Origin of the sequence: Kytococcus schroeteri (assembly GCF_042433515.1) — a bacterium.
GTDB lineage: Bacteria > Actinomycetota > Actinomycetes > Actinomycetales > Dermatophilaceae > Kytococcus > Kytococcus schroeteri.
Window position 1 is genome coordinate 27,567 of the sequence record NZ_JBHLVH010000012.1, and the last position, 25,654, is coordinate 53,220.

The 25,654-nt window shown below is 73.7% G+C and carries 24 protein-coding genes; 15 read left to right on the top strand and 9 right to left on the bottom strand.

The features are described 5' to 3' along the window. Positions 1-85 precede the first annotated feature (85 nt). Genes ACFFHC_RS05340 through pdhA form a run of 3 tightly spaced genes read right to left on the bottom strand, consistent with a single transcriptional unit; the run spans position 86 to position 3,719 of the window. Positions 86-1,570: a dihydrolipoamide acetyltransferase family protein gene (locus ACFFHC_RS05340; RefSeq protein ID WP_101849630.1), complete on the bottom strand. Its 1,485-nt coding sequence runs from the start codon at positions 1,568-1,570 to the stop codon at positions 86-88. Beyond that, the gene (locus ACFFHC_RS05345) at positions 1,567-2,595 is read right to left on the bottom strand and encodes an alpha-ketoacid dehydrogenase subunit beta (protein WP_379803606.1); all 1,029 of its coding nucleotides are present in this window, start codon (positions 2,593-2,595) and stop codon (positions 1,567-1,569) included. The genes ACFFHC_RS05340 and ACFFHC_RS05345 overlap by 4 nt, the downstream gene beginning before the upstream one ends. Continuing rightward, entirely contained in the window at positions 2,592-3,719 is a 1,128-nt protein-coding gene (gene pdhA, locus ACFFHC_RS05350) for a pyruvate dehydrogenase (acetyl-transferring) E1 component subunit alpha (RefSeq protein WP_379803609.1), read from the bottom strand. The genes ACFFHC_RS05345 and pdhA overlap by 4 nt, the downstream gene beginning before the upstream one ends. Before the next feature lie 338 nt (positions 3,720-4,057). Here pdhA and ACFFHC_RS05355 point away from each other — a divergent pair, with 338 nt between their 5' ends. The 3 genes from ACFFHC_RS05355 (at position 4,058) to ACFFHC_RS05365 (ending at position 7,150) form a co-directional block, all read left to right on the top strand. Next, the gene (locus ACFFHC_RS05355; RefSeq protein ID WP_070705146.1) at positions 4,058-5,344 is read left to right on the top strand and encodes an HNH endonuclease signature motif containing protein; all 1,287 of its coding nucleotides are present in this window, start codon (positions 4,058-4,060) and stop codon (positions 5,342-5,344) included. Positions 5,345-5,364: 20 nt separating this feature from the next. Beyond that, complete coding sequence (locus tag ACFFHC_RS05360) at positions 5,365-6,246, top strand: alpha/beta hydrolase (protein WP_237769766.1); 882 nt, start codon at positions 5,365-5,367, stop codon at positions 6,244-6,246. Between the two features lie 310 nt (positions 6,247-6,556). Then, entirely contained in the window at positions 6,557-7,150 is a 594-nt protein-coding gene (locus ACFFHC_RS05365; protein ID WP_379803614.1) for a hypothetical protein, read from the top strand. Positions 7,151-7,274: 124 nt separating this feature from the next. On the opposite strand, the gene ACFFHC_RS05370 is transcribed toward ACFFHC_RS05365, so the two are convergent. Continuing rightward, a complete protein-coding gene (locus ACFFHC_RS05370) occupies positions 7,275-7,640 on the bottom strand; it encodes a DUF4235 domain-containing protein (protein ID WP_070705158.1) in 366 nt (121 codons plus the stop codon). Positions 7,641-7,922: 282 nt separating this feature from the next. On the opposite strand from ACFFHC_RS05370, the gene ACFFHC_RS05375 reads away from it, so the two are divergent. Genes ACFFHC_RS05375 through ACFFHC_RS05390 form a run of 4 tightly spaced genes read left to right on the top strand, consistent with a single transcriptional unit; the run spans position 7,923 to position 12,288 of the window. Beyond that, entirely contained in the window at positions 7,923-9,098 is a 1,176-nt protein-coding gene (locus ACFFHC_RS05375) for a thiamine ABC transporter substrate-binding protein (protein WP_083323545.1), read from the top strand. Further along, positions 9,095-10,753 carry an ABC transporter permease gene (locus ACFFHC_RS05380; protein ID WP_379803618.1) on the top strand — a complete coding sequence of 553 codons (1,659 nt, stop codon included), beginning with the start codon at positions 9,095-9,097 and terminating at the stop codon, positions 10,751-10,753. The genes ACFFHC_RS05375 and ACFFHC_RS05380 overlap by 4 nt, the downstream gene beginning before the upstream one ends. Then, positions 10,750-11,532, top strand: a complete 783-nt coding sequence (locus tag ACFFHC_RS05385; RefSeq protein WP_141494342.1) for an ABC transporter ATP-binding protein — start codon at positions 10,750-10,752, stop codon at positions 11,530-11,532. The genes ACFFHC_RS05380 and ACFFHC_RS05385 overlap by 4 nt, the downstream gene beginning before the upstream one ends. Before the next feature lie 42 nt (positions 11,533-11,574). Further along, positions 11,575-12,288, top strand: coding sequence for a GAF and ANTAR domain-containing protein (locus tag ACFFHC_RS05390; protein WP_168168404.1), 714 nt, complete (start codon positions 11,575-11,577; stop codon positions 12,286-12,288). Between the two features lie 63 nt (positions 12,289-12,351). Here ACFFHC_RS05390 and ACFFHC_RS05395 read toward each other — a convergent pair whose 3' ends face one another. Beyond that, positions 12,352-13,836: a basic amino acid/polyamine antiporter gene (locus ACFFHC_RS05395; protein WP_083323384.1), complete on the bottom strand. Its 1,485-nt coding sequence runs from the start codon at positions 13,834-13,836 to the stop codon at positions 12,352-12,354. Between the two features lie 189 nt (positions 13,837-14,025). Between ACFFHC_RS05395 and ACFFHC_RS05400 the strand changes: the two genes are divergently transcribed. The 4 genes from ACFFHC_RS05400 to ACFFHC_RS05415 all read left to right on the top strand — a co-directional run bounded on the left by ACFFHC_RS05400 (position 14,026) and on the right by ACFFHC_RS05415 (position 19,510). Beyond that, positions 14,026-14,697, top strand: a complete 672-nt coding sequence (locus ACFFHC_RS05400; RefSeq protein WP_379803624.1) for a TetR/AcrR family transcriptional regulator — start codon at positions 14,026-14,028, stop codon at positions 14,695-14,697. Then, positions 14,697-17,450 carry an MMPL family transporter gene (locus ACFFHC_RS05405; protein ID WP_379803627.1) on the top strand — a complete coding sequence of 918 codons (2,754 nt, stop codon included), beginning with the start codon at positions 14,697-14,699 and terminating at the stop codon, positions 17,448-17,450. Before ACFFHC_RS05400 ends, ACFFHC_RS05405 begins: the two co-directional genes overlap by 1 nt. 42 nt (positions 17,451-17,492) lie before the next feature. Next, entirely contained in the window at positions 17,493-18,701 is a 1,209-nt protein-coding gene (locus ACFFHC_RS05410; protein WP_101849636.1) for an MFS transporter, read from the top strand. Between the two features lie 161 nt (positions 18,702-18,862). Next, positions 18,863-19,510, top strand: coding sequence for a hypothetical protein (locus tag ACFFHC_RS05415; RefSeq protein ID WP_070703405.1), 648 nt, complete (start codon positions 18,863-18,865; stop codon positions 19,508-19,510). 9 nt (positions 19,511-19,519) lie between these two features. Here ACFFHC_RS05415 and ACFFHC_RS05420 read toward each other — a convergent pair whose 3' ends face one another. Further along, entirely contained in the window at positions 19,520-20,710 is a 1,191-nt protein-coding gene (locus ACFFHC_RS05420; RefSeq protein ID WP_070703406.1) for an MFS transporter, read from the bottom strand. 44 nt (positions 20,711-20,754) lie between these two features. Between ACFFHC_RS05420 and ACFFHC_RS05425 the strand changes: the two genes are divergently transcribed. Both ACFFHC_RS05425 and ACFFHC_RS05430 read left to right on the top strand, forming a co-directional pair. After that, a complete protein-coding gene (locus ACFFHC_RS05425; RefSeq protein ID WP_101849638.1) occupies positions 20,755-21,588 on the top strand; it encodes a CPBP family intramembrane glutamic endopeptidase in 834 nt (277 codons plus the stop codon). Between the two features lie 45 nt (positions 21,589-21,633). Beyond that, positions 21,634-22,566 (top strand): siderophore-interacting protein, encoded by a 933-nt coding sequence (locus ACFFHC_RS05430; RefSeq protein ID WP_070703408.1) that lies wholly within the window; start codon positions 21,634-21,636, stop codon positions 22,564-22,566. Between the two features lie 4 nt (positions 22,567-22,570). On the opposite strand, the gene ACFFHC_RS05435 is transcribed toward ACFFHC_RS05430, so the two are convergent. Then, positions 22,571-23,752 carry an NYN domain-containing protein gene (locus ACFFHC_RS05435; RefSeq protein WP_070703409.1) on the bottom strand — a complete coding sequence of 394 codons (1,182 nt, stop codon included), beginning with the start codon at positions 23,750-23,752 and terminating at the stop codon, positions 22,571-22,573. A gap of 88 nt (positions 23,753-23,840) precedes the next feature. Here ACFFHC_RS05435 and ACFFHC_RS05440 point away from each other — a divergent pair, with 88 nt between their 5' ends. Next, on the top strand, positions 23,841-24,188 hold the full coding sequence (locus tag ACFFHC_RS05440) for an ArsR/SmtB family transcription factor (protein ID WP_070703410.1): 348 nt from the start codon (positions 23,841-23,843) through the stop codon (positions 24,186-24,188). Next, complete coding sequence (locus tag ACFFHC_RS05445) at positions 24,185-24,499, top strand: hypothetical protein (protein ID WP_379803636.1); 315 nt, start codon at positions 24,185-24,187, stop codon at positions 24,497-24,499. Before ACFFHC_RS05440 ends, ACFFHC_RS05445 begins: the two co-directional genes overlap by 4 nt. A 70-nt stretch (positions 24,500-24,569) precedes the next feature. Here the strand turns inward: ACFFHC_RS05445 and ACFFHC_RS05450 are convergent, their stop codons facing one another. Both ACFFHC_RS05450 and ACFFHC_RS05455 read right to left on the bottom strand, forming a co-directional pair. Further along, positions 24,570-25,094: a hypothetical protein gene (locus ACFFHC_RS05450; RefSeq protein WP_379803639.1), complete on the bottom strand. Its 525-nt coding sequence runs from the start codon at positions 25,092-25,094 to the stop codon at positions 24,570-24,572. Beyond that, positions 25,095-25,634 carry a YbhB/YbcL family Raf kinase inhibitor-like protein gene (locus tag ACFFHC_RS05455; RefSeq protein WP_070705545.1) on the bottom strand — a complete coding sequence of 180 codons (540 nt, stop codon included), beginning with the start codon at positions 25,632-25,634 and terminating at the stop codon, positions 25,095-25,097. Positions 25,635-25,654: the final 20 nt, after the last annotated feature.

Below are 25,654 nucleotides of genomic sequence, written 5' to 3' on the forward strand. Positions count from 1 at the left end.
GGGCGAGGGGAACGACAGAGGCGTTCCGCGGTCCGGTGAGGGGACGTCGCGGAACGCCTTTGTCGTGCCCGGGGGCGGGGAGGGGTCAGAGCTCGCTGAGCAGCACCGCCGGGTTCTCCACGCAGTCGGCCACGAAGCGCAGGAAGCCCCCGGCCGTGCCGCCGTCGCACACGCGGTGGTCGAAGGTGAAGCCCAGCTGGGCCACCTTGCGCACCGCCAGCTCGCCGTCCACGGCCCACGGCCGGTCGATGATGCGGCCCACGCCCAGCATCGCGGCCTCGGGGTGGTTGATGATCGGAGTGGAGCCGTCCACGCCGAACACGCCGTAGTTGTTGAGCGTGAACGTGCCGCCGGTGAGCTGCGCCGGGGTGAGGCGCCCTTCGCGGGCCAGGCCGGTCAGCTCGCGCAGGGCGGCGGCCAGCTCGGCGGTGGACATGTCCTGTGCGTCGTGCACCACCGGCACCACCAGGCCGCGGGGCGACTGGGCGGCGAAGCCCAGGTTGACCCGTGCGTGGCGCTGGACGGCCACGGCGGTGCCGTCGACCATCTCGACGGAGGCGTTGAGCGCCGGGAAGCGGTGCAGGCCGGCCACCACGATGCGGGCCACCAGCGGCAGCACGCCGATGCCGGCCTCCGGACGGGCCGCCTTGAGCGCGTCCTTGGTGCGCAGCAGCTCGGTGGCGTCGGCGTCCACCCAGGTGGTGGCGTCGGGGATCTCCGAGCGGCTGGCCGTGAGGCGCTCACTCATCATGCGCATGAGGCCGGTGAGCGGGGTGCGCTCGTCGGACAGGCGCGGGGCGTCGTCGACCGGGGCAGCCTCGCGGCCGGGTGCGGTCGGCGCGGTGGGCGACGAGGTGGCCGGCTGGGGCGCGGTGGCCTGCGCGGCGGCCGCGGCGCCCGGGGCGGCAGCGGCCTCCACGTCGGCGCGACGGATCACGCCATCGGGGGCCGAGGGGGTGATGCCCGTCAGGTCGAGGCCCTTCTCGGCGGCCAGGCGGCGCACCAGCGGGGAGATGACCTTGGGCGCCCCCAGGGTGGGCTGCGCGGGTGCGGACTGCGTCGTCGACGGCTCGGACGGCTGCTCGGTGGCAGGCCGTGCCGCCGGTTGCGAGGCAGCCCCGCGGGCGACGCGACGGCGCCGCGCGCCGCCCCCGTGGCCGGTGCCGAAGCCGATGAGCACGGCGCCGGACCCCTCGTCGGTGGTCTCGCCGCCCTCGGTGGGCACGGTGGACCCGGCGCGCTCCTCGGTGCGGTACTGGTCGTGGCCCGCGCGGGGGTCGCCGCCGGCATCGGAGGTGGCCCCGGTGGAGGCCCCGCCCGAGGCGCCGGTGGCCCCGCCCACGGAGATGAGCGGGCGGCCCACCTCCATGACCTGGCCGACCTCGCCGTGCAGCGCCGAGACGGTGCCCGCGAACGGGATCGGCACCTCCACGGTGGCCTTGGCGGTCTCCACGGTCACCACGTTCTGGTCGATGGTGACCTCGTCGCCCACGGCCACGAGCCACTCCACGACCTCGGCCTCGGTGAGTCCCTCGCCGAGGTCCGGCAGCATGAACACCTGCTCGCTCATCGGGCACCTCCCTGTGCGTCGGCGGACGCCCCCGCGTGGGTGAGGTCCGGCTGGTCGTCCCACTGCAGGCGCTCGATGGCGTCGAGCACGCGGTCCACGTTCGGCAGCTGGGTGTGCTCGAGCTTCGGTGCGGGGTAGGGGATGTCGATGCCGGTGACGCGCAGCACCGGAGCGGCCAGCGAGTGGAAGCAGCGCTCCTGCACGCGGGCGGCCACCTCGGCGGCCACGCCGCCGAAGCCCTGGGCCTCGGACACCACGACGCACCGGCCCGTCCTGCGCACGGAGCGCGCCACGCCCTCGTCGTCGAACGGGACGATGGTGCGCAGGTCCACCACCTCGCAGTCGTAGCCCAGCTCGGCGGCGGCCTCGGCGGCCTGCAGGCAGGTCCGCAGCTGCGGGCCGTAGGTCACCAGCGTCACGTCGGAGCCCTCGCGGCGCACCACGGAGGTGCCGAAGGGCTCGCGCTCCACGGGCAGCTCGACCTCCTCCTTGGTCCAGTAGCCCACCTTGGGCTCCATGAAGACCACCGGGTCGTCGCTGGAGATCGCCTCGCGCAGCAGGGAGTAGGCGTCCGCGGGGGTGGCCGGCGTGACCACCTTGAGGCCCGGGGTGTGCGCGTAGTAGCCCTCGGAGGAGTCGCAGTGGTGCTCCACACCGCCGATGCCGCCGGCGTAGGGCACGCGGATCACCATCGGCAGCTGCACCGAGCCGCGGGTGCGGTTGCGCATCTTGGCCACGTGGCTCACCACCTGCTCGAAGGCGGGGTAGCCGAACGCGTCGAACTGCATCTCGACCACGGGGCGGAAGCCCTCAATGGCCAGGCCGACGGCGAAGCCCATGATGCCGGCCTCGGCCAGCGGGGTGTCGAAGCAGCGCTCCTCGCCGAAGTCGCGGGTGAGGCCGTCGGTGATGCGGAAGACGCCGCCCAGGGTGCCGACGTCCTCGCCGAACACGAGCACCTTCTCGTCGGCGGTCATCGCGTCGCGCAGGGCCTGGTTGAGGGCCTGAGCCATGGTCACGGTCATCGGGTGGTCTCCTGGGCGGTGTGGTCCTGGTCGGCGCGGGCGGCGGCCAGCTCGGCCTCCACGACGGCCCGCTGCTCCAGCAGCTGCGGGGTGGGCTCGGCGAAGACGTGCTCGAACAGCTCCAGCGGGTCGTGCTGGACGTCGGCGTTCATGCGCTCGCGCAGGCGGGCGGACTGCTCCTCGCCCTCGGCGTGGATCGCCTCGACGGCGGCCTCGTCGAGCAGGCCCTGGGACAGCAGGTAGCGCTCCAGACGCACGATCGGGTCCTTGGCCACCCAGCCCTCCACCTCGGAGTCCTCGCGGTAGCGGGTGGCGTCGTCGGCGTTGGTGTGGGCGTCCATGCGGTAGGTGTGCAGCTCCAGCAGGGTGGGACCGCCGCCGCTGCGGGCGCGCTCCAGGGCGGCGTCCATGACCGCGGCCACGGCGGCGGCGTCGTTGCCGTCCACCTGCTCGGACGGGATGCCGTAGCCGATGCCCTTGTACGCCAGCGAGGGTGCCTTGGTCTGCTTGGAGAGCGGCACGGAGATGGCGTACGTGTTGTTCTGCACCACGAAGACCACCGGGGCGTTGAACACGGCGGCGAAGTTGAGGCCCTCGTGGAAGTCGCCCTCGGAGGTGGCGCCGTCGCCGATGAAGGCGAGCACCGCGGCATCGGAGCCCTTGCGGGCCAGGGCCGAGCCGGTGCCGGCGGCGTGCACCAGCTGGGTGGCCAGCGGCGTGCACTGCGGGGCGGTGCGGGTGGCGGCCACGTCGTAGCCGGCGTGCCAGTCGCCCTTGAGGAGCGTGAGCACCTCCACCGGGTCGATGCCGCGGGTCACCAGCGCCATCGAGTCGCGGTAGGTGGGGAAGAACCAGTCGTCCTCGCGCAGCGCCTGGGCGCAGGCCACCTGGCAGGCGTCCTGGCCGTGGCTGGAGGGGTACACCGCCAGGCGGCCCTGCTTGGTGAGGGCCGTGGCCTGCTTGTCGAAGCGACGGCCCAGCACCATGCCCCGGTGCAGGGCGAGCAGGCGGTCGGCCTCGGGGAGGCGGTAGCCGCGGGGGTGGGTCTGGGCGGTCAGCTCGCCGCCGGGGGCGATGAACTGGACCGGTTCGCTGCTGGGCAGCAGGTCCTGCGGGGTGGGCATGGGTCCTCCCGGGTGGTGTGACGTGGGCCACCACGCAGTATGGCTCAGGTCGCGTGCAGGGTGTGGTGGGGCGGGGCCGGGCGTCGCCGGGCGGATGGTGTGTTGAACATGTGTTGCATTGCATCGTAAGTGTGTTGTATGGTGGGGGTGTCGATCGGAGGTGGGGGCGCCGTGGTGCGTTCCCGACGCGAGGGGTCACGGGGGTGATCGGTGTGAAGCGGCAGGACGGCGGGGTCGGTGGTGCGTGGACGGATCCCGGGGGACCAGCGGCCGGGAGGGCGGACGACGCGGCGTGCCTGTTCGCGCGGGCTGAGGGGGTCATCGCAGGGCTGCAGACCGTGCGGCCGGAGCTGTGGCGGGTGGCGTCCGACGACCTGGCGCCCCTGGTGGGGATGCTGAGCGATCTCGTGCGGGCGGCCGAGGCGGCGATGACGGGACTGACGGCCGAGGCGTACACCCGGGGCGTGGTCGACGAGTCCCGGGCAGCAGGCACCACGGCCTGGGTGCGTCAGCAGGCGGGCATCGTGGACGCGGGCCGGGCCCACGCCATCGCCACCGTGGGCGAGGCCACCACGGAGCCGGGGACAGGTCCGCTGGCCGATGCGGTCTGGGGTGGCGGGGTCTCGGTCGGTGCTGCGCACGTGATGCTGCGTGAGGCCGAGAAGGTGCGGCCCGTGCTGCCCGGGGCAGACCGGGCGGAGGTGCTGGGCCACTACCTCACGCACGCGGAGAACCTGGCCGCCATGGGGCACACAGCGGGTGACCGTGCGCTGCGGCAGCTGTCGCGCGAGATCATCGCCCGCTTCGGCCAGCACGCCCTCGACGAGCAGGACGACCACGCCAAGGAGTGCTCGGTGCTCACCGAGCGGACGCTGTCCACCGGGCTGGTGCGCTTCACGTGGGAGCTCAACCAGCCCGACGCCGCGCGGGTGCGTGCGGCGGTGGACGGGCTGGCAGCTCCACGGCCCGGGCGGGACGTGGACGGGGAGGTCGTGCGGGACCCTCGGTCCCCGGCTCGTCGCCGCGCGGACGCCCTGCTGGAGCTGGTGGAGCGTGCGCAGGCGGCTGACCGAGACGGCACGGCCGGGGGCTGTGGCCTGTCGGGCTCCACCACGCTCGTGGTGACCCTGGACCACCAGGCGCTCGTCTCCGAGCTGGCGCGGCGGCCTCGTGGCCCCCGCGGGGTGGGATGGGGGCGGGGACTGGCCGACACGGTGGAGGACGCCGGACCGGCAGGTTTTGCCACCACGGTCAACGGAGAGGTCATGACCCCGGCGCAGGTGAGGCAGGCTGCCTGTGACGCGCAGGTGGTCCCGGTGGTCCTCGGCAAGGACTCGGTGCCGCTGGACGTGGGGGAGGCGGAGCGGTTCGCGACCGGTTCCCAACGGATGGCCCTGGCGCGCCGCGACGGTGGCTGCTCCTTCGAGGGGTGTGGACGTCCACCGGGCTGGTGCCACGCGCACCACATCACCCACTGGATCGACGGCGGGCCGACGGACCTGGACAACCTGGTGCTGCTCTGTTCGCGGCACCACACCGTGGTGCACCGGGACGGCCTGACGGCCACTCGCACCGGGAACCGGTGGGTGTGGCACCCGCCCGGTGAGTCCACCGAGCCTGGATGAGGCCCTCGTAGGGTGGCGCCATGCGTCGAACCGCCCTGCTGGCCCTGCCCGTCACCGCCGCCGTGGGGATGGCCGGTGCCGCGGTGGGGGCCCTGTGGGGTGCGCGGCAGATCAGCGGGCCGCAGCGCCCGCCCGTGCCCTACGGGTTCACGCCCTACGAGGTGCGGGTGCCCGACGACGCGGTGGAGGACGTGGAACTTCACGCGGCCGACGGCACGCGCCTGGCGGGCTGGTGGCTGCAGGGGGAGTCCGGCCGGGTGGCGGTGGTGTGCCACGGCCACCGCGGTTCCAAGGCGGACATGCTCGGCATCGGGCCGGGGCTGTGGCGCGAGGGGTGGTCGGTCCTGCTCCTCGACTTCCGCGGCAACGGGGACTCCGCCGACGGCCCGCAGTCCCTGGCGCACTACGAGCAGCTCGACCTCGAGGCCGCCCTCGACTGGGTGGCCGCCCGGCGCCCGGGTGCCGGCATCGACCTCGTCGGGTTCTCGATGGGTGCCGCCGTCGTCCTGCAGGTGGCCGCCCGGGACCAGCGGGTGGCACGGGTGGTTGCGGACTCGTCCTTCGCCGACATGCGCGACGTGGTGGCGACGGCGGCTCGCGGCATGCGGCTGCCCCCGGTGCCGCTGGTGCACCTGGTGGACCGCGTCACGCGATGGCGCTACGGGTACCGGTTCAGCGAGGTGGAGCCGGTGGAAGTGGTGGCCGACATCGCACCGCGCCCGCTGCTGCTCGTGCACGGCACCGAGGACTCCGTGATCCCCGTGGCCCACGCCCACCGGCTGGCGGCTGCGGCCGGCCAGGGGGCCGAGCTGCGCATCGTGGACGGGGTGGACCACTGCGGGGCCTACTTCGCCGACCGGCCCGGCTACATCCGGGCCGTGGCGGACTTCCTCCGCGGCTGAGGCGAGGTCGGTCCCCGACCACCGGCCACCGTGGCGCACCTGCTGTGCGGCCCATGGTCACGTTCCGACAGTGTCGGGCGGAGAGATGAGTGTCCTACGGTCAGGAGTGCCCGACCACTGGCCATTCCCGGAAGATCACATGCCCACTCATCCCGCCGGTCGTCCCGATCCCGTCTCGGATCCCCGCACCCCCTCCCCAGGCCGTGCTGCGCCCTCGCCGCGGCTCATGGTCCCTCTCGTGGGTGCTGGTCTGGGAATGGCTGTCTACCTCGGTCTGCGCCCCTACGGTGACCACTCACAGGACCCTGCCGTGGCCTTGGCCGCCTTCGCCCAGCCACTCTGGGTGGTGGCCCACCTGGCAGGCATGGCGGCACTCGCCTCGGTGGGTTGGGTGGCGGTGCGCTGCTCCGAGCTGGTTCCCGGAAAGGCCTCCCGCATCGCGCGCTGGTGCGGTTGGTGCGGTCTGGTGGGTGCCGGTCTGGTGATGCCCTACTACGGGGTCGAGGCGCTGGCCCTGCACGAGCTGGGTCGTGCCGTGTCAGCAGAGGATCTCGCCCCGGATCAGGCCATGGCACTGGTCGAGGCGGTCCGCGGCAACTTCGTGGGCGTGTCCCTGTTCGCTGCCGGTCTGCTGATGCTCGCTGCGGCCGGGCTGCTGGCGGCCCTGGCGTGGCAGCGGGCAGCCCACGGGGGCCTGCGGTGGGCGGGCTGGCCACTGGGCGGTCTGGTGGCGCTCGTGCTGCCGCAGTACTACCTGCCGCCGGCAGGACGGGTGACCTTCGGTGTCGCCTTCGCCGTGGCCGCCCTCGCATGGGCGGGCGCCGCATGGGCCCAGAGCCCCCGGCACGGTCTCCGGCGCGCCCCCGGGCGCGACCCCGGGGGCGACCTCCGACGCGACCTCTGACCTGCGGGGCAGCCCCTCACACCACCTGACCTGCACCCGTCGGCCCGGCCCGGAACAGCGCTCGGCGCCCCGCCCACCGCATCGGGTGGACGGGGCGCCGGGGCGCTGGGCCGAGCCTTGTGACTCAGGCCTTGGCGGCGGCCTTCTTGGCGTCCTTGCGGTTGCCCTCGGAGGCCAGCTTGGCCTGGGCCTTGGCGCGGGACTGCTCCTCGGTGAGACCCAGGCGCTTGGTGAGCTCCGGCGGCAGCATGCCGTTGTTCTTCATGTAGAAGTGCGAGGCCTGACGGTTGGCCAGCATCTTGGCCACACCCACCGCGGCGCCGGAGAGCAGCGCGAAGGCGGCGGCCTCCTTGATGCCCACCTCCGGGTCGTCCGGGTTCTGGGCCGAGCGGCCGGTGGTGATCTTCCAGGTGCCGTCGGCCACCTTGGAGGCCACGACGCTGGCCACGATCGGCAGCGCGGTCGCGAGGGCCTTGTACGCGAGGTTCATGCAACTCTCCTTCGCCTGCTGGGCGCCGGCGCGGTGTGCGCGGCGGTCGTGCAATCGTTCCCGAGTCTGTCACGACGCACCCGCCCCCGCCCGGTGGTGCGGTGTGACCTCCGCCGGGTGGCATGGCGCGGCCGCCACCGGGTCGGCCGACCGGCGCGCGGGTCAGGGGGTATGTTCGGGGCCACGACAGGGGAGCGCCCGGAGCGTTGAGAGTGCGGGAGACCGCAGACCCTTGGAACCTGGCCGGGACCGCCGGCGGAGGAAGTCGACACAGGAGCGCACATGCCCACCACCGCACAGCCCACTCGCCCCTCCCCGCACCGCAGCACCACGGCCGTCCGGGCCCCCCGTCGCGCGGTCACGACGGGTCTGGCCGCCGTCACCGCCCTCGGCCTGCTGGCGGGGTGCTCCCTGGGCGGCCAGGGTGAGGGGTCCGACCAGGAGTCCTCGTCGCCCTCGCAGGGTTCCGGCGACGGCGCCTCCGACGGTGACCTGGAGGGCCGCACCGTCACTCTCGTGACCCACGACTCGTTCAACCCGCCGAAGGGTGCGCTCAAGGAGTTCACCAAGGACACCGGCATCACGGTCAAGGTGCTGAAGTCCGGCGATGCCGGGGCGCTCACCAACAAGCTGGTGCTCACCAAGGAGAAGCCGCTGGGCGACGTGGTCTTCGGCATCGACAACACGTTCGGCGGCCGGGCCCTGGCCGAGGGCGTGGTGGCCGAGCACGGTGTGTCGCTGCCCCAGGGGGTCGACCGGCACACCATCGAGACCGACGGGGGCGCCCGCCTGGCCCCGGTGGACTACGGCGACGTCTGCGTCAACGTGGACGACACGTGGTTCGAGAAGAAGGGCGTCAACCCGCCCCAGGGTCTCGACGACCTCACCAAGCCCGAGTACAAGGGCCTGTTCGTCACCCCCGGTGCCGCCACGTCGAGCCCCGGTCTGGCCTTCCTGCTGGCCACCATCGGTGCCAAGGGCGACGACGGCTGGGAGCAGTACTGGAAGGACCTCGTGGCCAACGACGCCAAGATCACCGCCGGCTGGGAGGACGCGTACACCGTCGACTTCACCGCCGGCGGCGGCAAGGGGGACCGGCCCATCGTGCTCAGCTACGCCTCCAGCCCGCCCTTCACCGTGCCCGAGGGGGGCAAGGAGCCCACCACCTCGGCCCTGCTGGACACCTGCTTCCGCCAGGTGGAGTACGCCGGCGTGCTCGAGGGCGCCGAGGAGCCCGAGGCGGGCGCGAAACTGGTGGAGTACCTGCTGGGCAAGGACTTCCAGGCCGGGCTGCCGGAGTCGATGTACGTCTACCCGGTGCGCTCGGACGTGGAGCTCCCGGCCGAGTGGGAGAAGTGGGCCCCGTCCGCCAAGGAGCCCATCGAGGTGGACGCCGCCCGCATCCAGGAGCACCGCGAGGAGTGGCTGACGCGCTGGAGCGAGGCCACCGGCCAGTGAGGCGCTCCCGCGGAGGGGCGTGGGTCCCCCTGCTCTGGGCGGCCCTGCCCCTGGCCTTCCTGGCCGTCTTCTTCGTGCTGCCCGTCGGCACGATGGTGGGACGCGGCCTGGCCCCGCACGGCCAGCTCGACCTCTCGGTGGTGCCCGAGGTGCTGGGCCGCAGCCGCACCCTGCGCGTGCTCGGCTTCACCGTGGCGATGGCGCTGGCCGGCACCGCGGTGACCGTGCTGCTCGGCGTGCCCACGGCCTTCGCCCTGTACCGGCTGCGCCTGCCGCTGCGGGGCCTGCTGCGCTCGTGGGTGGTGATGCCCTTCGTCATGCCCACCGTGGTGGTGGGCGTGATGTTCCGCAGCCTGCTCAGCCCGCAGGGGCCGCTGGGATTCCTGGGCTGGGACGGCACGCCGTGGGCCATCGGGGCGGCGTTCGTGTTCTTCAACCTGGCCGTGGTGGTGCGCACCGTGGGCGGGGCCTGGGCCGGGCTGGACCGCCGCGCCGAGGAGGCCGCCGCCTCGCTGGGTGCGGCGCCCTGGCAGGTGCTGCGCGACATCACCCTGCCCCGCCTGGCCCCGGCCATCACGAGCGCCGCGGTGGTGGTCTTCCTGTTCTGCAGCACCGCCTTCGGGGTGGTGCTCACCCTCGGCGGGTTGCGCTACCGCACCCTGGAGACCGAGATCTACCTGCTGACCACCCAGTACCTGGACCTGCGGGCCGCCGCCGTGCTCTCGGTGCTGCAGGTGGTGACCGTGGCCCTGCTCGTGGGGACGGCCGCCCGGCTGCGCGGCTCCGCGCGGGCCACGGGGGCGGGGGCGGCGCCGCGCCCGGTGCGCCGGGGCGACCTGCCCGCGGTGGCCGTGGCTGTGGCCGTGCTGGCCTTCGTCACCGCACCGGTGGCCACCTTGGTGGTGCGCTCGCTGCAGGTGCGCACCGCGGAGGGGACTGCCTGGTCGCTGCGCAACTACCGCGCTCTGTCCTCCCCGGAGGCGGCCGCCGACGCCGGCCTCCAGGTCACTGTGCTCCAGGCGCTGGAGAACTCCTGGCGCGCCGCGGTGGACGGCACGATGGTGGCGCTCGTGCTGGGGGTGCTCGTCGCCATCGCGCTCTCGCGGCCCACCCGCACGCCGGCCCGGGCGGCCACCGTCCGCGTGCTCGACCTGCTCTTCATGGTGCCGCTGGGGGTCTCCGCGGTGACGGTGGGCTTCGGCTTCCTCATCGCCCTGGACTCCCCGCCGGTGGACCTGCGCAGCTCACCGCTGCTCGTCCCGTTGGCGCAGGCGCTCGTGGCCGCCCCGCTGGTGGTGCGCACCCTGACCCCGGTGCTCCAGGGCATCGACGACCGGCAGCGGCAGGTGGCCGCCTCCCTGGGGGCCCCGCCGTGGCGGCAGTTCCTCACCGTGGACGCCCGCCTGGCCGCCCGCCCCGCTGCCGCTGCGGCTGGCTTCGCGCTCGCGGTGTGCCTGGGGGAGTTCGGCGCCACGAGCTTCCTGGCCCGACCGGACGCCCCGACCGTCCCCGTCGTCATCGCCGAGCTGGTGGGCCGTCCCGGCGGCTCCGGCTTCGGCCTCGCCCTGGCGGCCAGCGTGCTGCTGGCCGCCGTGACCGTGGCCGTCATGGCCGTGGTCGACCGCCTCGCCCCGTCCGCCGGAGGTTCCTGGTGACGTCATCCGATGCCGAGCCCACCCGCCCCGCCGAGACCGACCGCCCTGCCGAGACCGACCGCCCTGCCGAGACCGCCGGCCCTGCCGAGACCGACCGCCCCGCTGGCCTGGAGGTGCGCGGCGCCACCGTGGACTTCCCCGCGCGCCGTGGCTCCGTCCGCGCCCTGGACGCCGTGGACCTCGACCTGCCCCGCGGCACCATGACCGCCGTCCTCGGCCCCTCCGGGTGCGGCAAGAGCACGCTGCTGCGTGTGGTGGCCGGCCTCGAGCAGGTCGCAGCCGGCACGGTGTGCTTCGGCGGACGGGAGGTCACCGGCGTGCCACCGCACCGCCGCAACTTCGTGCTCGTCTTCCAGGACGGCCAGTTGTTCGACCACCTCTCCGTGGCCGACAACGTGGGCTACGCCCTGCGCCTGCGCGGCGTCTCCCGCGCCGCCCGCCGGCAGCGCACGGCCGAGCTGCTGGAGCAGGTGGGCCTGCCCGGCACCCAGGACCGCGACCCGCGCACCCTCTCCGGCGGCCAGCGGCAGCGTGTGGCCCTGGCGCGGGGGCTGGCCGCGGACCCGGACGTGCTCCTGCTCGACGAGCCCCTCAGCGCCCTCGACCGCGACCTGCGCGTGGCCCTGGGGCAGGACCTGCGGCGCCTCGTGGCCGAGAGCTCGACCACCGCGCTGCTGGTGACCCACGACCACGACGAGGCCCGGCTGGCCGACGCCGTGGTGCTCATGGACGCCGGCCGGGTGCTGCGCCGCGGCTCCCCGGAGGAGGTCCTCGGCTGACTGCGGTGGCACTCGTGCCGCCGGCGGGCGACGATGGTGGGCATGACCCAGACCCCCACCGGTGACCTCGCCGCACGCCTGGCCGCCATCACCCACCGCTTCCGTGCCTCCGAGGAGGTGGAGGACCTCGCCGCGGAGATCTGCCGCGCGGCCCGCGAACTCGTGGGCGAGGGGTGCGAGGTGGCCGTGACGCTGCTGCGGGCCGGGGGCCGCATCGACACCGTGGCCGCGACGGTACCGGTCTGCTTCGAGGTGGACCGCTTCCAGGAGCAGTACGGCGAGGGGCCGTGCGTCTCGGCCGTCCGGGAGGCCCCGGTGACCCACCTGCCCGACACGGCCACCGACACCACCTGGCCCCGCTTCAGCCGCTGGGCCGCCGACCACGGCGTGGCCTCGATGATGGGCGTGCGCCTGCACACCTTCGAGGGGGCGGTCGACGAGGTCGGCGGCGCCGGCCTGGGGGCGCTGAACTTCTACGCCGACGCCCCGCACCGTTTCGACGACGACGCAGAGCACCGGGCTCGCCTGGTGGAGGCCCCCGCCTCGCTGGCGCTGAGCCACCGCCAGCACATCAGCCACCTGCACCGCGCCCTGGACAGCCGGGACCTCATCGGGCAGGCCAAGGGTGTGCTCATGGAGCGCACTGGGGCCGGCCCCGAGGGGGCCTTTGAGTTGCTGCGCCAGCGCTCCCGCACCACCAACGTGCGGCTGGCCGAGGTGGCCCGCGAGGTCGTCACCGGGGACACAGGGGACTGATGGATGCGCCGGAGGGCGGCCCGTCGGTGACGGACCGCCCTCCGGGTGTGTGGGGTGCGGGGGTCACTCGGTGGAGAGCCACCCCTGCTGCAGACCCACCACTGCCGCGATGAAGCCCACGAGCATGATGCCGAACACGACCCACTCGTAGCCCTTCATGGCCGGGCGCACGCGCCCCTCCTTCTGGGCCCACAGGTAGACCAGTAGGCCGGGCACGTAGAACAGCATGGTCATGAGCAGGTAGTTCAGGCCGCCGGCGTAGATCAGCCACAGCGAGTAGAGCGCGGCGATGGCGGCCATCACCACGTGCACCATCGAGGCGCCCCGGCCGTTGCGGTGGCGCCAGGCCAGGGCCGCGCCGTAGAGGGCCGAGAGCAGATAGGGCAGCAGGATCATCGAGCCGGCCATGAGGATGACCACCAGGTAGTTGGACCCGGCGAAGTGGGCGTAGATGATCGAGGCCTGCAGCGCGAGGGCGCTCACGAGCACCGACCACGTGGCGGTGCCGTGCTTGTTCTCCGTGGCCAGGCCGCGGGGCATGGCGCCGTCGCGGGCGGTGACGCTGAGGATCTCGGCGCACAGCAGCATCCAGGCCAGCAGGGCGCCGATGACGGAGACCAGCAGTCCCACGCTCACCAGGCCGGCACCCCAGGGGCCGACGGCCTCCTTGAGCACGCCTGCCATGGACGGGTCCTGCAGGCCGGCCAGCTCGGCCTGGCTGAGGATGCCGGCGCTGAGCATGTTGACCGCCACCAGCAGGGCGATGACGCCGAGGAAGCCCACCACGGTGGCCTTGGAGATGTCCTTGCGGTTGCGGGCGCGCTGGGAGTACACGGTGGCGCCCTCGATGCCGACGAACATCCACACGGTCACGATCATCATGCCGCGCACCTGGGTGAGAATGCTGTCGCCGGTGGTCTCGTGGCCCCAGAAGTCGGTGGAGAAGACGCCGTAGTCCCAGGCCACGGCCGTGAGCACCACGAAGGCCAGGATGGGCACGATCTTGGCGATGGTGATGACCAGGTTGAAGCCCGCGGCCTCCCGGACGCCGCGCAGCATGAGGGCCACGTAGAGCCACAGCAGCACGGTCTGCCCGGCCAAGGAGGCGAGCGTGTTGCCCTCGCCGAAGATGCTCGGCCACCAGAGGCCGAGCGTGGAGAAGACGAGGATGAAGTAGGAGAGGTTGCCCAGCAGGGCGCTGATCCAGTAGCCCCAGGCCGAGGAGAAGCCGAGGAAGCGACCGAAGCCGTCGCGGGCGTACCCGTAGACGCCGCCGTCGGGGTTCGGGGCCAGTCGGGCCAGGAGCGTGAAGGTCAGGGCGAGCATGAGCATGCCGACGCCGGTGATGCCCCACCCGATGAGGAGGGGGCCGGGGGCCGCGGCCTGTGCCATGTTCATGGGCAGGCCGAAGATGCCGCCGCCGACCATGGAGCCGACGACCAGCGCGGTGAGCTGCGGCAGGCCGAGGGTCGACTGCTTCTGGTCGCCGTCGGTGCCGCCGGAGCCGCTGGTGGGCTCGGTGTCAGGGGTGGTGAGGGGGGTTGCCATGCGCACATTCTGCACGGCTCGGGCCCGGTTCCCGGGGTGCCGAGCGTGACGCTCCCCGCATCAGCTGTGCGGCCGGTCACACGCTCGTGGGGCGATTCGTTGACGTGGTGCCGAATGCGGGGGAGGGGAGCGGGTCTTGCACGACGGGCAAGTTTGCACGCAGTGCATCTTCCTTCCTACGCTGGTGCCATGTCACTGAGAGCGGCCCACAAGGAACGCACGCGGGCAGCCCTCGTGGCTGCCGCGGCCCGGGTCGTCGACTCCGACGGCATCGCCGCGCTGACGGCCGAGGCCGTGGCCGAGCAGGCCGGCGTCTCGCGCCGCACCCTCTTCAACTACTTCGGCAGCGTCGAGGAGTGCCTGCTGGCCCCGGTCGGCTCCGCGCTGGAGGCGGTCGTGGCCGAGTTCGACCGGGCGCCGGCCGGCACGCCGCCGCTCGACGTGCTCCGTGAGGCCCTGCCGCGCGTGTTCGACGAGGCGCGTTTCGAGCACTTCGCCCGCATCCGCGCCGTGGCCACCTCCAGCCCCACCCCCGAGCGGGCCGAGGCCACGTTGGTGGCCCGCTGCGTCGCCGATGCCGTGCACCTGCTGAGCGATCGCCTGCGCACCCCCGGCGGGTCGGTCGACCGGCTCTACCTCGGGGGGCTGGTCCGCAGCGGCCTCGGCGTCATCGAGACCGCGGCCGGGGTCTGGCTGGAGGAGACCTCCGGGCGGGCCGACGCGGACTCCCGCGCCCTCTTCCTCGAGCACGCCCGCCGTGCCCTGGACCACCTGCGTGCCGGGTACGGCAGCGCCCCCGCTTCCCCCGAACCCTCCCTCGACACGACCACCCTCCCCACGACCCCGGAAGGACGGGCCTGATGGCCGAACGTCTCTACTCCCTCGGCCACTGGGCCTCCCGCCACGTGTGGCCGGTCCTGCTGGCCTGGCTCCTCGTGCTCGGCGCCGTCGGCGGTGCCGCCGCGGCCTTCTCCAAGCCGCTGAGCACCGAGTTCACCATTCCCGGCACCGAGTTCCAGCGGGTCAATGACCAGCTGAAGTCCGAGCTGCCCGACGCCGCCGGCGGTGTGGGCACCGTCGTGTTCTCCACGCGGGACGGCTCGGAGTTCACCTCCGAGCAGCGCCGCGCCATCGCCGCCACCGTCAAGGACTTCGCCGACTCCGAGGGCGTGACCGGGGCGGAGAACCCCTTCGCCCTGCAGAAGCGCATCGACGGCAGCGGCGACGAGCTGGAGAAGGGCCGCAAGGAGCTGGCCTCCGGTCGCAAGGAGGTGGAGGCCGGGCGCGAGAAGCTCGAGAAGGCGAAGGCCGACCTCGCCGACGGCCGCAAGCAGCTGGAGAAGGGCCGCAAGGAGCTGGCCTCCGGCCGCAAGCAGCTCGAGGGCAAGCGCACCGAGCTGGAGCAGGCCGAGGAGCAGCTCGCCGCCCTGCGCGCCCAGGCCGGGCCGGACGACCCCCGCGTGCAGGGCATGACCGCCCAGCTCGAGCAGGGCCGCGCCCGCCTCGAGGCCGGCGAGAAGGAGCTCGAGGCCGGGCAGGCCGAGCTGGAGCGCAACGAGAAGAAGCTCCGCGCCGGCCAGCAGCAGGTGCGCCAGAACGAGAAGAAGCTCGACGACGCCGAGTCCGACCTCGCCGACGGCCGCACGCAGCTGGAGCAGGGCGAGGCCCAGCAGAAGATGTCCGAGGGCATGCGCTTCGTCGCCTCCTCCGGCACCACCGCGTACACCCAGATCCGCTTCACCGAGCAGCTCAACAGCCTGCCCATCGAGCAGCGCGAGGCCGTCATGGCCAAGGCCGACGGGCTGTCCGAGCACGGCATCACCACCACCTTCTCGGAGGAGATGAGCCAGGACCCGAGCTCCATCATGGGGCCCGGCGAGATCATCGGCCTGGCCGTGGCCGCCCTCGTGCTGCTGGTCATGCTCCGCGGCCTGCTCGCCGCCGGGCTGCCGCTGGTCAACGCCGTCATCGGCGTGGCCGTCGGGGTCGGGGCCGCCATGGCCCTCAGCTCGGTGGTGACGATGCAGAGCATCACCCCGGCGCTGGCCGTGATGCTCGGCCTGGCGGTCGGCATCGACTACACGCTGTTCATCCTGCACCGCCACCGCACCCAGATGGCCTCCGGCATGGACAAGCACGAGTCCCTCGGCCTGGCCACCGGCACCGCGGGCAACGCCGTGGGCGTGGCCGGCGCCACGGTCGTCATCGCCCTAGCGGCGCTCACCCTCACCGGCATCCCCTTCCTGTCCGTGATGGGCCTGGTGGCCGCCGGCACCGTGCTGGTGGCGGTGCTGCTGGCCTGGACCCTGGGGCCGGCGCTCATGTCGCTCCTCGGTGACCGCGTGCTCGGCCGTCGTGGTCGCGCCGCCCGCCGCGCCGAGCTGGACGCCCGCGCCCACGCCGCCACCCCGGCCGAGAAGCGCGCCGCCGGTGGTGCGACCTCGGCCTGGAAGCACGTCACGCCCGAGGACGACCACCCCCGCTGGACCCGCTGGGTGACCCGTGCCCCGTGGCTCACCGTGGCCGCCGTGGTGGCCGTCCTGGGCACGATGGCGTGGCCGGTCACCGACATGCGCCTGGGCATGCCCGACGGCTCCACCGCCCCTGCGGCGTCGCAGGGCTACCAGACCTTCGACACCATCCGCGAGGAGTTCGGTCCCGGTGCCAACGGCGCCCTGGTGGCCATGGCCGAGGCGCCCGAGGGTCTGAGCAAGGCCGAGGTGGCCGAGCGCCAGACCTCCATCGGGATGGCCCTCAAGGACGTCGAGGGCGTGGACCACGTGGTGCCCATCGGCACCAGCGAGGACCGCTCGGTGATGGCCTTCCAGATCACGCCGACCACCGGCCCCGGCGACGCGGCCACCGTGGACACCGTCAACCGCCTGCGCGACGCCGCCACCGGCATCGAGCAGGAGGACCACGTGGAGCTGGGCTTCACCGGCCTCACCGTGGCCAACATCGACGTCTCCGACGCACTGGCCAGCAGCCTGCCGCTGTACCTGGCCGTGGTGGTGGGCCTCAGCCTGCTGCTGCTGGTGCTCGTCTTCCGCAGCCTGCTCGTGCCGCTGGTGGCCACCGCCGGCTTCCTGCTGAGCGTCGGGGCGGCCTTCGGTGCCGTCGTCGCGGTCTACCAGTGGGGCTGGCTGGGCCCGGTCTTCGCGGTCAACGAGGGCGGACCCATCCTGTCCTTCCTGCCCACCATCGTCATCGGTGTGCTCTTCGGGCTGGCCATGGATTACCAGATGTTCCTCGTCTCCGGCATGCGCGAGGCCTGGGCCCACGGGGCCAGCGCCCGCGAGGCGGTGCACAAGGGCTTCGGCGCCGGGGTCTCGGTGGTCACGGCCGCCGCGCTCATCATGGTGTCGGTGTTCGCCGGCTTCATCCACGCCGAGCTGGTGATGATCCGGCCGATGGGTCTGGGCCTGGCGCTGGGCGTGCTCGTGGACGCCTTCGTGGTGCGCATGACGCTCACCCCGGCCCTCATGCACCTCCTGGGCGAGAAGGCGTGGTGGATGCCGCGCTGGCTCGACCGGCTGCTGCCGGACCTCGACGTGGAGGGCACCAAGCTGCAGCGCAGCCACGGTGTGGACGCCGAGGGGCACACCACGGCGTGACCCGACGGTCGGGGGAAGGTGGCCCGCCGTAGGCTGCCCCCGATGACGACGCAGGCGGCGCAGGTGCAGGAGAAGGCCTTCTCGAGGGAGGTCTGGATCCTCATCGGCGCCGCCTTCGTCGTGGCCGTGGGCTTCGGCATCGTGGCCCCGGCCATCCCGCAGTTCGCCCGGAGCTTCGGGGTGGGCCCCACCGCCGCGGCCACCATCGTGTCCACCTTCGCCGCCTTCCGGCTGCTCTTCGCCCCGGTGGGAGGGCGCCTCTCGGAGCGGTTCGGCGAACGGCCCGTCTACCTCGTGGGCCTGCTCGTGGTGGCGCTCTCCACGGCCGCGGCCGGGCTGGCCTCGAGCTACGGCTGGTTGCTGGCCTTCCGGTCCGTCGGCGGCATCGGCTCCACGATGTTCACCGTCTCGGCGGTGGCGCTCCTCGTGCGGCTCTCCCCGCCCACCCACCGGGGGCGGGTCTCGGCCGCCTACGGCTCGGCCTTCCTGCTGGGCAACGTCTTCGGACCCGTGCTCGGGGGGCTGCTCGCGCCGCTGGGGCTGCGCGCGCCCTTCCTCATCTACGGCGGCTCGCTGCTGGTGGCCGCGGTCGTGGTGGGCCTGGGGATCCGCCCCGAGGCCATCCGATCGCCGGCCGGGGTCGGGGCCGTGCCGCCGCGCATGAGCGTCCGCGAGGCCTGGGGCGACCCGGTCTACCGTGCCTGCCTCACCAGCGGCTTCGCCAACGGGTGGGCCAACTTCGGCGTCCGTGTGGCGCTGGTGCCGCTGTTCGTGGTGGAGGTGCTCCACGCCGGTCCGCAGACCGCCGGGTTCGCGCTGGCCGCGTTCGCCGTGGGCAACGTGGCCGTGCTCAACCACGCCGGACGTCTGAGCGACCGCATCGGCCGCCGCCCGCTGGTGCTGGGCGGGTTGGTGCTCTGCGGCGTGTTCACGGCCTTCTCCGGCGTCATCACCAACGTGTGGGTGTACCTCGCGGTGATGGCGGTGGCGGGCGTCGGCGCCGGTCTGCTCAACCCCGCGCAGCAGGCCGCCGTGGCCGACGTGGTGGGCAACGAACGCTCCGCCGGCACGGTGCTCGCCGGCTTCCAGATGGCGCAGGACGTGGGCGCCATCCTCGGCCCGATCCTCGTCGGGCTGGTGGCCGAGCACTACGGCTACGGGGTGGCCTTCGCCCTCACCGGCGTGGTGATGGGGGTGGCGCTGCTGGTGTGGATCGGTCGCCGCGAGACCGCCCGCGCCGCCGTGCACTGACCCGGCCCACACCCCCTCGCCGCTCACAGGTTCCTGGGGGCAGATCCACAGCGCCACCACAGCGCCTCCGGGGGTGTTCTCCCAGAGTCGCCCCGTTGTCCACCCGTCACCGGCAACCGCTGCCGGTCCGGGGTCCTCCCGGGAGACGACAGGAGTGCGTCATGGCACCTCGCTTCAGCAAGCCCCTCACCCTGGCGGCCGTCGCCGTCGCCGGTGCGTCCGTCGCCCTCGCCGCCCCGGCCCTCGCCGACGGGCACACGGGCGGCAGCGGCCAGGCCTCCAGTTCCACTGCCAGCAGCGTGACCCCCGGCGACCAGGTCACGGCGGGGGACCAGGCGGCCCCCGGTCGGCAGGGCGACACCGACCGGGAGCGTCCCGACGACGTGCGCGGCCCGCAGGACGGCCCCGGCGGCCACCACGGCCACGGCCCGCAGGGCGGCCCGGAGCACGAGCACCGTGGCGGGCCCTCCCTCGACGCGGCCGCCGAGACCCTGGGCCTGACCACCGACCAGCTCCGCGAGAAGCTCGGGGACCAGACCCTGGGCGAGGTCGCGGACGCTGCCGGCGTGGACCGCGAGACGCTCGTGGACGCGATGCTCGCCGACGAGAAGGAGCGCCTCACCGAGATGCTCGACGAGCAGCTGCCCGAGCCGGGTGAGCGCGGCGACCACGGTGAGCAGGGCGATCGCGGCGACCACGGCGACCACGGCGAGCGCAGCGAGCAGGCCCCCTCCGCCGGGGACGGTGAGACCTCCGACGACGCGGCGACCACCGCGCCCGCCCCGGACGCCGCTGCCTCGGCCTCCTGAGGACCTCGCTCAGTGCGCCGCGGAGTCGCCCCCGGCCTCGGCCGTGGCCGCCTCCGCGGCGCTGCGCGGCAGGGCCAGTGCCAGCGAGGCCACGGCCAGCGCAGTGGTGGTGGGCACCACCATCGCGCCGCCCATGCCCCAGTGCAGGCTCGTCCACCCGATGAGGGCGGGGCCCGCCAGGAAGGTCAGGTAGCCCGCGCCGGCCACCACGGCCAGCATCCGTCCGCCGCCGAGGTGCCCGGCCATGCCGTAGATCAGGGGCGCCAGGACGGCCACGCCCGTGCCCACCAGCAGCCAGCCGAGCAGCACCACCCAGAACGCGTCCTGGGTGACACCCACCAGGTAGCCCACGGCCGCGATGCCGGCGCCCCCGGCCAGGGCGGTGCGGGCGCCGAGGCGCTCCACCAGCCAGTCACCGCACAGGCGCAGGGTCACCATCGCAGCCGAGAACACGGCCAGCCCCGCCGCGCCCCGGCCGGGGGAGACGCCGGTGACGTCGGTGACGTGGATGGTGGACCAGTCCCAGCCGGTCCCCTCGGTGATGCCGAAGAGCACCGCCATCGCGGCCAGCAGCCAGGTCACCGCCGGCAGCCGGGTGCGGTGGCCCTCCTCGGTGCGGTGGGAGACCACGGGGGTGTCCGGCGTGCCAGGTGCGGTGACGGCCAGGAGACCGCCGGCCAGCACGACGGCCGCCAGCGTGGCCGCCACCACCGTGCCACCCGGCCCGTCGGTGAGCAGCCCGGCGAGCAGCACCGCGCTGGCCCCCAGGAGCGACCCGACCGAGAAGAACGCGTGCAGGGTGCTGAGGATGCGCCGGCCCGACCGCTTCTCGGCGTGCACGGCCATGGCGTTCATGGAGACGTCCATGGCCCCGTTGCCCAGGCCCAGCAGCACCGCGGCCGCCAGCACCATCGGCCAGGAGGTCGCCGCCGCGAGCACGGCGAAGGCCACCAGCATCACCCCCGCGCCCACCACGGTGGGGCGGCGTGCGCCGATGCGGTCGGCGAGGCGCCCGGTCACCTGCATGGTCACCGCCGCTGAGCAGCCGAGCACCACGAGCAGCACGCTCACGTCGCCCTCGTGGATGCCGACGCGCTGCCGGACGCTGGCCAGCAGCCCGCCCCAGGTGCCGATGAGGAAGCCGTTGACCACGAAGATCGCGGCCGTGTGCGGGGCGGCGGTGAGGGCGGGGCGCAGCATGGGCCGCATCCTCCCAGACCCCACGTCGCCGTAGCCTTCCGTGCATGAACCGTTCCGTGCTGCGCACCGAGGTCTGGCTGGTGCTCGGCCTCTCCCTCGGGGCCTCGGCCGTCTGGTCGCTGCTGCGGCTGGTGGACCTGCTCACGCGGCCCGGCGGGCTGGCGGGCGCCACCACGCGCATGAACGTGCCGGCCGACCCGGGGCGCCCGTGGCTGTCGGTGGCCACGGAGCTGGTGGGAGTGGGCCTCGCCCTCGTGCCGGCCGCCCTGGTGCTGTTCCTCCTCGGCCGCGATGCCGTGACGGGCCGGGATGACGCTGCGGCGCCGGGCACGACGGGTGCCACGGGCCGGGGCGCCGCGGACACCCGGGACGCGGACCGCCCCCTCCTGGCCGGGGCCCGCCGTCTCGGCCTCGACCTGCGCCGCCCCGGGCGAGACCTGCGCGACGCCACGCTGCTGGCCGCCCTCATCGGCATCCCCGGGCTGGGGCTCTACCTGGTGGCCACGGCGGCCGGGGTGAACACCACCGTGCAGGCGGCCTCCGAGGGGGCGCCGTGGTGGTCGCTGGGTCTCCTCGTGCTGGCGGCCGTGAAGAACGGCGTGCTCGAGGAGGTGGTGCTGGCCTACCTGCTCACCCGCGCCCGGCAGCTCGGCCGGGGGCCGGTGGCGGCGGTGGTGGCGGTGGCCCTGCTGCGCGGCTGCTACCACCTCTACCAGGGCATCGGCGGGGGAGTGGGCAACGTGGCCATGGGCCTGCTGCTGGGGGCCTGGTTCCTGCGCACGCGCCGCGTGGCGCCGTTGGTGGGGGCGCACGTGCTCATCGACCTCGTGGCCTTCGTCGGGTACGCGCTCGTGGCCCCGCAGGTCGACTGGCTCTGAGCGAGCCGCGGGTGAGGTCAGCCTCACCTCACGTAGGCTGCGCGCATGGCCCAGCCGACCTTCCGTGACTTCCGTGCCACCGTCGCCGCCGTGCGCCGGGTCTCACCGAGCTTCGTCCGCGTCACCCTGCGCGATCCGGACCTGCGCCGCTTCGGCGACACCTGTCTGGACCAGCGCATCAAGCTCGTGTTCCCCCTCGAGGCCGGCCCCGACGCACAGCCGGACGCCGATCCCTTCGCCAGCTTCCCCACCGGCGACACCTGGTACCTGGAGTGGCGCGAGATGCCCGAGGACCGCCGCAACACCTTCCGCACCTACACCCCCTCGGCCGTGCGCCGCTCCGAGGGCGAGGTGGACGTGGACGTGGCCGTGCACGGCGACACCGGCCCGGGGTCCCGCTGGGCGCTGGGCGTGCAGGTTGGGGACCCGGTCATGCTCTGGGGGCCCGATGCCGAGGTGCCCGGCCACGAGGCGGCCGGCGTGGACTGGACGCCCGGCACGGCCGAGCGCTTCCTGCTGGCCGGCGACGAGACGGCACTGCCCGCCATCGTGAACGTCCTGCGCGTCCTCGACCCGCTGGCCACCGGCCAGGCCTTCCTCGAGGTGCCCTCGGCCGACGACGTGCGTCCCGTCATCGCGCCGACGGGGGTGGACGTGGTCTGGCTCCCGCGCGATGCCGGGCAGGCACCGGGGGAGCGCCTCGTCGCCGAGCTGCCGGCGCGCCTGACGGTGGAGCCCGGGGCGTCAGGGGTCGCGGCGGATACCCACGCCTCCGACGCCCCGGACGTCACCGACGACGCCGAGGCCGTGCCGTGGGAGCTCGCCGAGGTGACCGGCGCCGGGCAGGCCTACGCCTGGCTGGCCGCCGAGTCCGGCACCGTGAAGGCCCTGCGCCGCCACCTCGTGCGAGAGCGCGGCTGGGACCGCCGGCAGGTCGCCTTCATGGGCTACTGGAAGCAGGGCGTCAGCCAGGTCTGACCGCTCAGAGGGCGGCCACCAGGTAGCCGTCGTGCTCGTCGTCCCACCACAGCTCGGCCACGTCCTCGGTGTCGGCGGCCTTGCAGAACTGCAGGAAGCTCGAGTACCCGAGGGCCTTCTCGGTGAACTCGCTCTCGTGGTGGCGCAGGCGGTCCTTGAGACCGGACAGCGGCACGCCGTCGCCCTCGGGGTCCTCCTCGTCGAGCACGCGGCGCAGCAGGTCGAAGGCCACCTCGCGGTCGGCCTCGCCGGGCAGCTCCACCACCGGGTCGCCTGAGGAGGGGCCGTCCGAGAGGGTGATGACGCCCCGGTCGTCGAGGTGCTTGAGCAGCTCGCCGAAGGCGCGGAAGCCGAAGTCGGCCTCGGAGAAGGTGGGGTCCTTGCGTAGCAGGGTGCGCTTCAGTGCCGATGCCGTGACGGCCCCGCTGGTGGTGCGTGCCAGGCCGGCCACCGTCTGGGCCACGAGCGGCGCGATGGCGCCCGTTCCCTGGTTGGCGGTGGCCACCTCCTCGCCGTCCGGGGTGGTCTTGGCGCCGCGGCCCCGGCCCGAGGACTTGCCGCCCTTGGGCTTCTCCTCGGCCTTCCCGGCCTCGGGGGTGGTGGGGGTGTCCGTGCTCTCCGGTGGGCCGGCATCGGCCTTGGCGGAGGCCTTGGTCTTGCCCTTGCCGCGGCCGCCGGAGGACTTCTTGGAGTCCTCGGCGGGCACGTGCGGGTCCACGCCGTCGAGGGTGTCGTAGAAGAGGAACTCGTCGCAGCTGGGCGGCAGCATCGCCGAGGTGGAGTTGCGCACGCCCACGCCGATGACGTTCTTGTTCAGCTCGCGCAGCTTGTGCACCAACGGGGTGAAGTCGGAGTCACCGGTGCAGATGGCGAAGGTGGTGATGTAGTCGCGCTCGAAGGCCATCTCGATGGCGTCGACCACCATCTTGATGTCGGCGGCGTTCTTGCGGCTGGCCCCCATGCGCTGGGGCATCTCGATGAGCTCCACGTGGCTGCGGGTCAGCATGCGGCGGTCCTCGTCGAAGTAGGACCAGTCCGCGTACGCCTTGCGCACCACCACGCGGCCGCGTTCGGCCAGGGCGTCGGCGATGGGCTTGAGCTCGAAGGCCATGCCCCCGAGGTGGTCGCGTGCCCCGAGCGCGAGGTTCTCGTAGTCGACGAACAGTGCGATGCGGTCTTCTTCCACCCGCCCGAGCCTACGCGACCCGGTCCCGGCCAGTACCGAAGCATGCACCCCCTTGCATATGCGCGGAATCGCATACTACGATCAGGGCATGGACCACGAGGACGTCGACCTCCGTACTCGCGCCGCCGCCATGTTCCGGGTGCTCTCCTCGCCCATCCGCCTGCAGCTCCTGGAGCTGCTGGCCGGTGGGGAGCGGACCGTCACCCAGCTCGTGGAGGCCACGGGTCACTCCCAGCCGCTGGTCTCCCAGCACCTGCGCGTGCTGCGCGACCAGTGCCTGGTGACCACCCGGCGACAGGGGCGGGAGTCGCACTACTCGGTCCTGGACGACCACGTGCTCCACGTGGTCGCCGACGCCCTGGCGCACGCCCGGGAGCACTGCCACGACGACCCCGGCCCCGGGGCCACCGAGAAGCACGACCAGGAGGACGCATGACCACCACCGCCCACCCCAGCCACGAGACCCACGCCCACACCCACGGCCCCGACTGCGGCCACCAGGCCGTGGTGCACCTGAACCACGTGGACTACCTGCACGACGGCCACGCCCACCGTGAGCACGAGGGCCACTACGACGAGTGCGCCACCTGCACCTGCGGCTGCGAGGGCCCCTGCGCCACCTGCGCCAGCACGGAGTGCTCCTGCACCGAGTGCGTGCACGCCACCTGCGAGTGCTCCAACTGCTCCGACAGCTGCAGCACCTGCACCTGCGCGCAGTGCACCTGCTCCACCTGCCAGCACGGCTGAGCAGGCCTCCCGGCACGACGGAGGGGGCGGACCACCTGGTGGTCCGCCCCCTCCGTCGTGCGTGCCGGGGTCAGCCGTCCAGGACGTCGTGGCGCAGCGCCCACCAGTTGACGGGCACGGCGGCCAGGGCGAGCGCGGTGCGCGGGTGGGAGACGCCGCGGCGCGCCACCCAGGCGATGGCCTGGCGCTCGAGCCACAGTCCACCGGCGGCGCCGGCCGCCAGCAGCACCACGCCGGGGAAGACGATGCGCTGCCAGGGGATCTCCGGCTCGTCGAGGCCCTGGGCCGTGCTCGGGAGCTCGGCCTCGGTGGGGTGCTCCGCGAGCTGCGTGGTGTCCTCACCGGCCACGGGCTCGGCGCCCTCGGTGAGGCTCCACGAGGCCTCGGCGGTGCCGGGGGCCACCGGGTCGGGGCGCAGTGCGATGGTGGCCGCGGCGCCGGCGATGATCAGCCCCTGCACGGGCCAGCGGCGGCGCCAGTCCGGGATCCACTCCGGCAGCGCGGTGCTCGCGGTGACCAGGCCGGTCAGGACCAGCGCCGGGGCCAGCTGGAAGGCGTCCCGGCGCACGGTCTGCTGGGGCAGCGAGTGGTCCACTCAGTCCTCCCGGGCCTGGTAGGTGCCGGTGAGGGTCCCCCGGCCGATGGTGTGGAACAGCATCGTGAACGCGGCCACGGTGGCGCTGGCCGAGTTGTCCAGCCCCAGGTCCTCGGTGTCCAGGGCGTGCACGGCCAGGATGTAGCGGTGCGGGCGGTCGCCGGGGGGCGGGGCCATGCCGGCCCAGGCCTTGGCGCCGGTGTCGGCCGAGACCATGAAGGCGCCCTCGGGCAGGTTGTGGCCGCCCTCGGCGCCGGCGTCCGCGGCCAGCTCGGTGACCGAGGCGGGGATGTTCAGGACCGTCCAGTGCCAGAAACCGGCCGGCGTGGGGGCGTCCGGGTCGAAGCAGGACACGGCGAAGGACTTGGTGCCCTCGGGGGCACCGGTCCACGAGAGCTGCGGGGAGGTCTCGTCGCCCTCGGCGGCGTGGCGGCGCGACATCGGCTCGTGGTTGCGCAGGTCGGCGCTGGTGACGGTGAAGTCGGCGGTCTTCGGCAGCAGGCTGTAGGGCTCGGGGGCCTCGGGGCGGTGCAGGTCCATGGGCCCACCGTATGCGTCCG

Excerpts from the sequence above, each read along its gene's own strand:
- ACFFHC_RS05340 (WP_101849630.1), bottom strand. The coding sequence starts at position 1,570 with ATGAGCGAGCAGGTGTTCATGCTGCCGGACCTCGGCGAGGGACTCACC.
- ACFFHC_RS05345 (WP_379803606.1), bottom strand. The coding sequence starts at position 2,595 with ATGACCGTGACCATGGCTCAGGCCCTCAACCAGGCCCTGCGCGACGCG.
- pdhA (WP_379803609.1), bottom strand. The coding sequence starts at position 3,719 with ATGCCCACCCCGCAGGACCTGCTGCCCAGCAGCGAACCGGTCCAGTTC.
- ACFFHC_RS05360 (WP_237769766.1), top strand. The coding sequence starts at position 5,365 with ATGCGTCGAACCGCCCTGCTGGCCCTGCCCGTCACCGCCGCCGTGGGG.
- ACFFHC_RS05370 (WP_070705158.1), bottom strand. The coding sequence starts at position 7,640 with ATGAACCTCGCGTACAAGGCCCTCGCGACCGCGCTGCCGATCGTGGCC.
- ACFFHC_RS05375 (WP_083323545.1), top strand. The coding sequence starts at position 7,923 with ATGCCCACCACCGCACAGCCCACTCGCCCCTCCCCGCACCGCAGCACC.
- ACFFHC_RS05390 (WP_168168404.1), top strand. The coding sequence starts at position 11,575 with ATGACCCAGACCCCCACCGGTGACCTCGCCGCACGCCTGGCCGCCATC.
- ACFFHC_RS05395 (WP_083323384.1), bottom strand. The coding sequence starts at position 13,836 with ATGGCAACCCCCCTCACCACCCCTGACACCGAGCCCACCAGCGGCTCC.
- ACFFHC_RS05400 (WP_379803624.1), top strand. The coding sequence starts at position 14,026 with ATGTCACTGAGAGCGGCCCACAAGGAACGCACGCGGGCAGCCCTCGTG.
- ACFFHC_RS05405 (WP_379803627.1), top strand. The coding sequence starts at position 14,697 with ATGGCCGAACGTCTCTACTCCCTCGGCCACTGGGCCTCCCGCCACGTG.
- ACFFHC_RS05410 (WP_101849636.1), top strand. The coding sequence starts at position 17,493 with ATGACGACGCAGGCGGCGCAGGTGCAGGAGAAGGCCTTCTCGAGGGAG.
- ACFFHC_RS05415 (WP_070703405.1), top strand. The coding sequence starts at position 18,863 with ATGGCACCTCGCTTCAGCAAGCCCCTCACCCTGGCGGCCGTCGCCGTC.
- ACFFHC_RS05420 (WP_070703406.1), bottom strand. The coding sequence starts at position 20,710 with ATGCTGCGCCCCGCCCTCACCGCCGCCCCGCACACGGCCGCGATCTTC.
- ACFFHC_RS05425 (WP_101849638.1), top strand. The coding sequence starts at position 20,755 with ATGAACCGTTCCGTGCTGCGCACCGAGGTCTGGCTGGTGCTCGGCCTC.
- ACFFHC_RS05430 (WP_070703408.1), top strand. The coding sequence starts at position 21,634 with ATGGCCCAGCCGACCTTCCGTGACTTCCGTGCCACCGTCGCCGCCGTG.
- ACFFHC_RS05440 (WP_070703410.1), top strand. The coding sequence starts at position 23,841 with ATGGACCACGAGGACGTCGACCTCCGTACTCGCGCCGCCGCCATGTTC.
- ACFFHC_RS05445 (WP_379803636.1), top strand. The coding sequence starts at position 24,185 with ATGACCACCACCGCCCACCCCAGCCACGAGACCCACGCCCACACCCAC.
- ACFFHC_RS05455 (WP_070705545.1), bottom strand. The coding sequence starts at position 25,634 with ATGGACCTGCACCGCCCCGAGGCCCCCGAGCCCTACAGCCTGCTGCCG.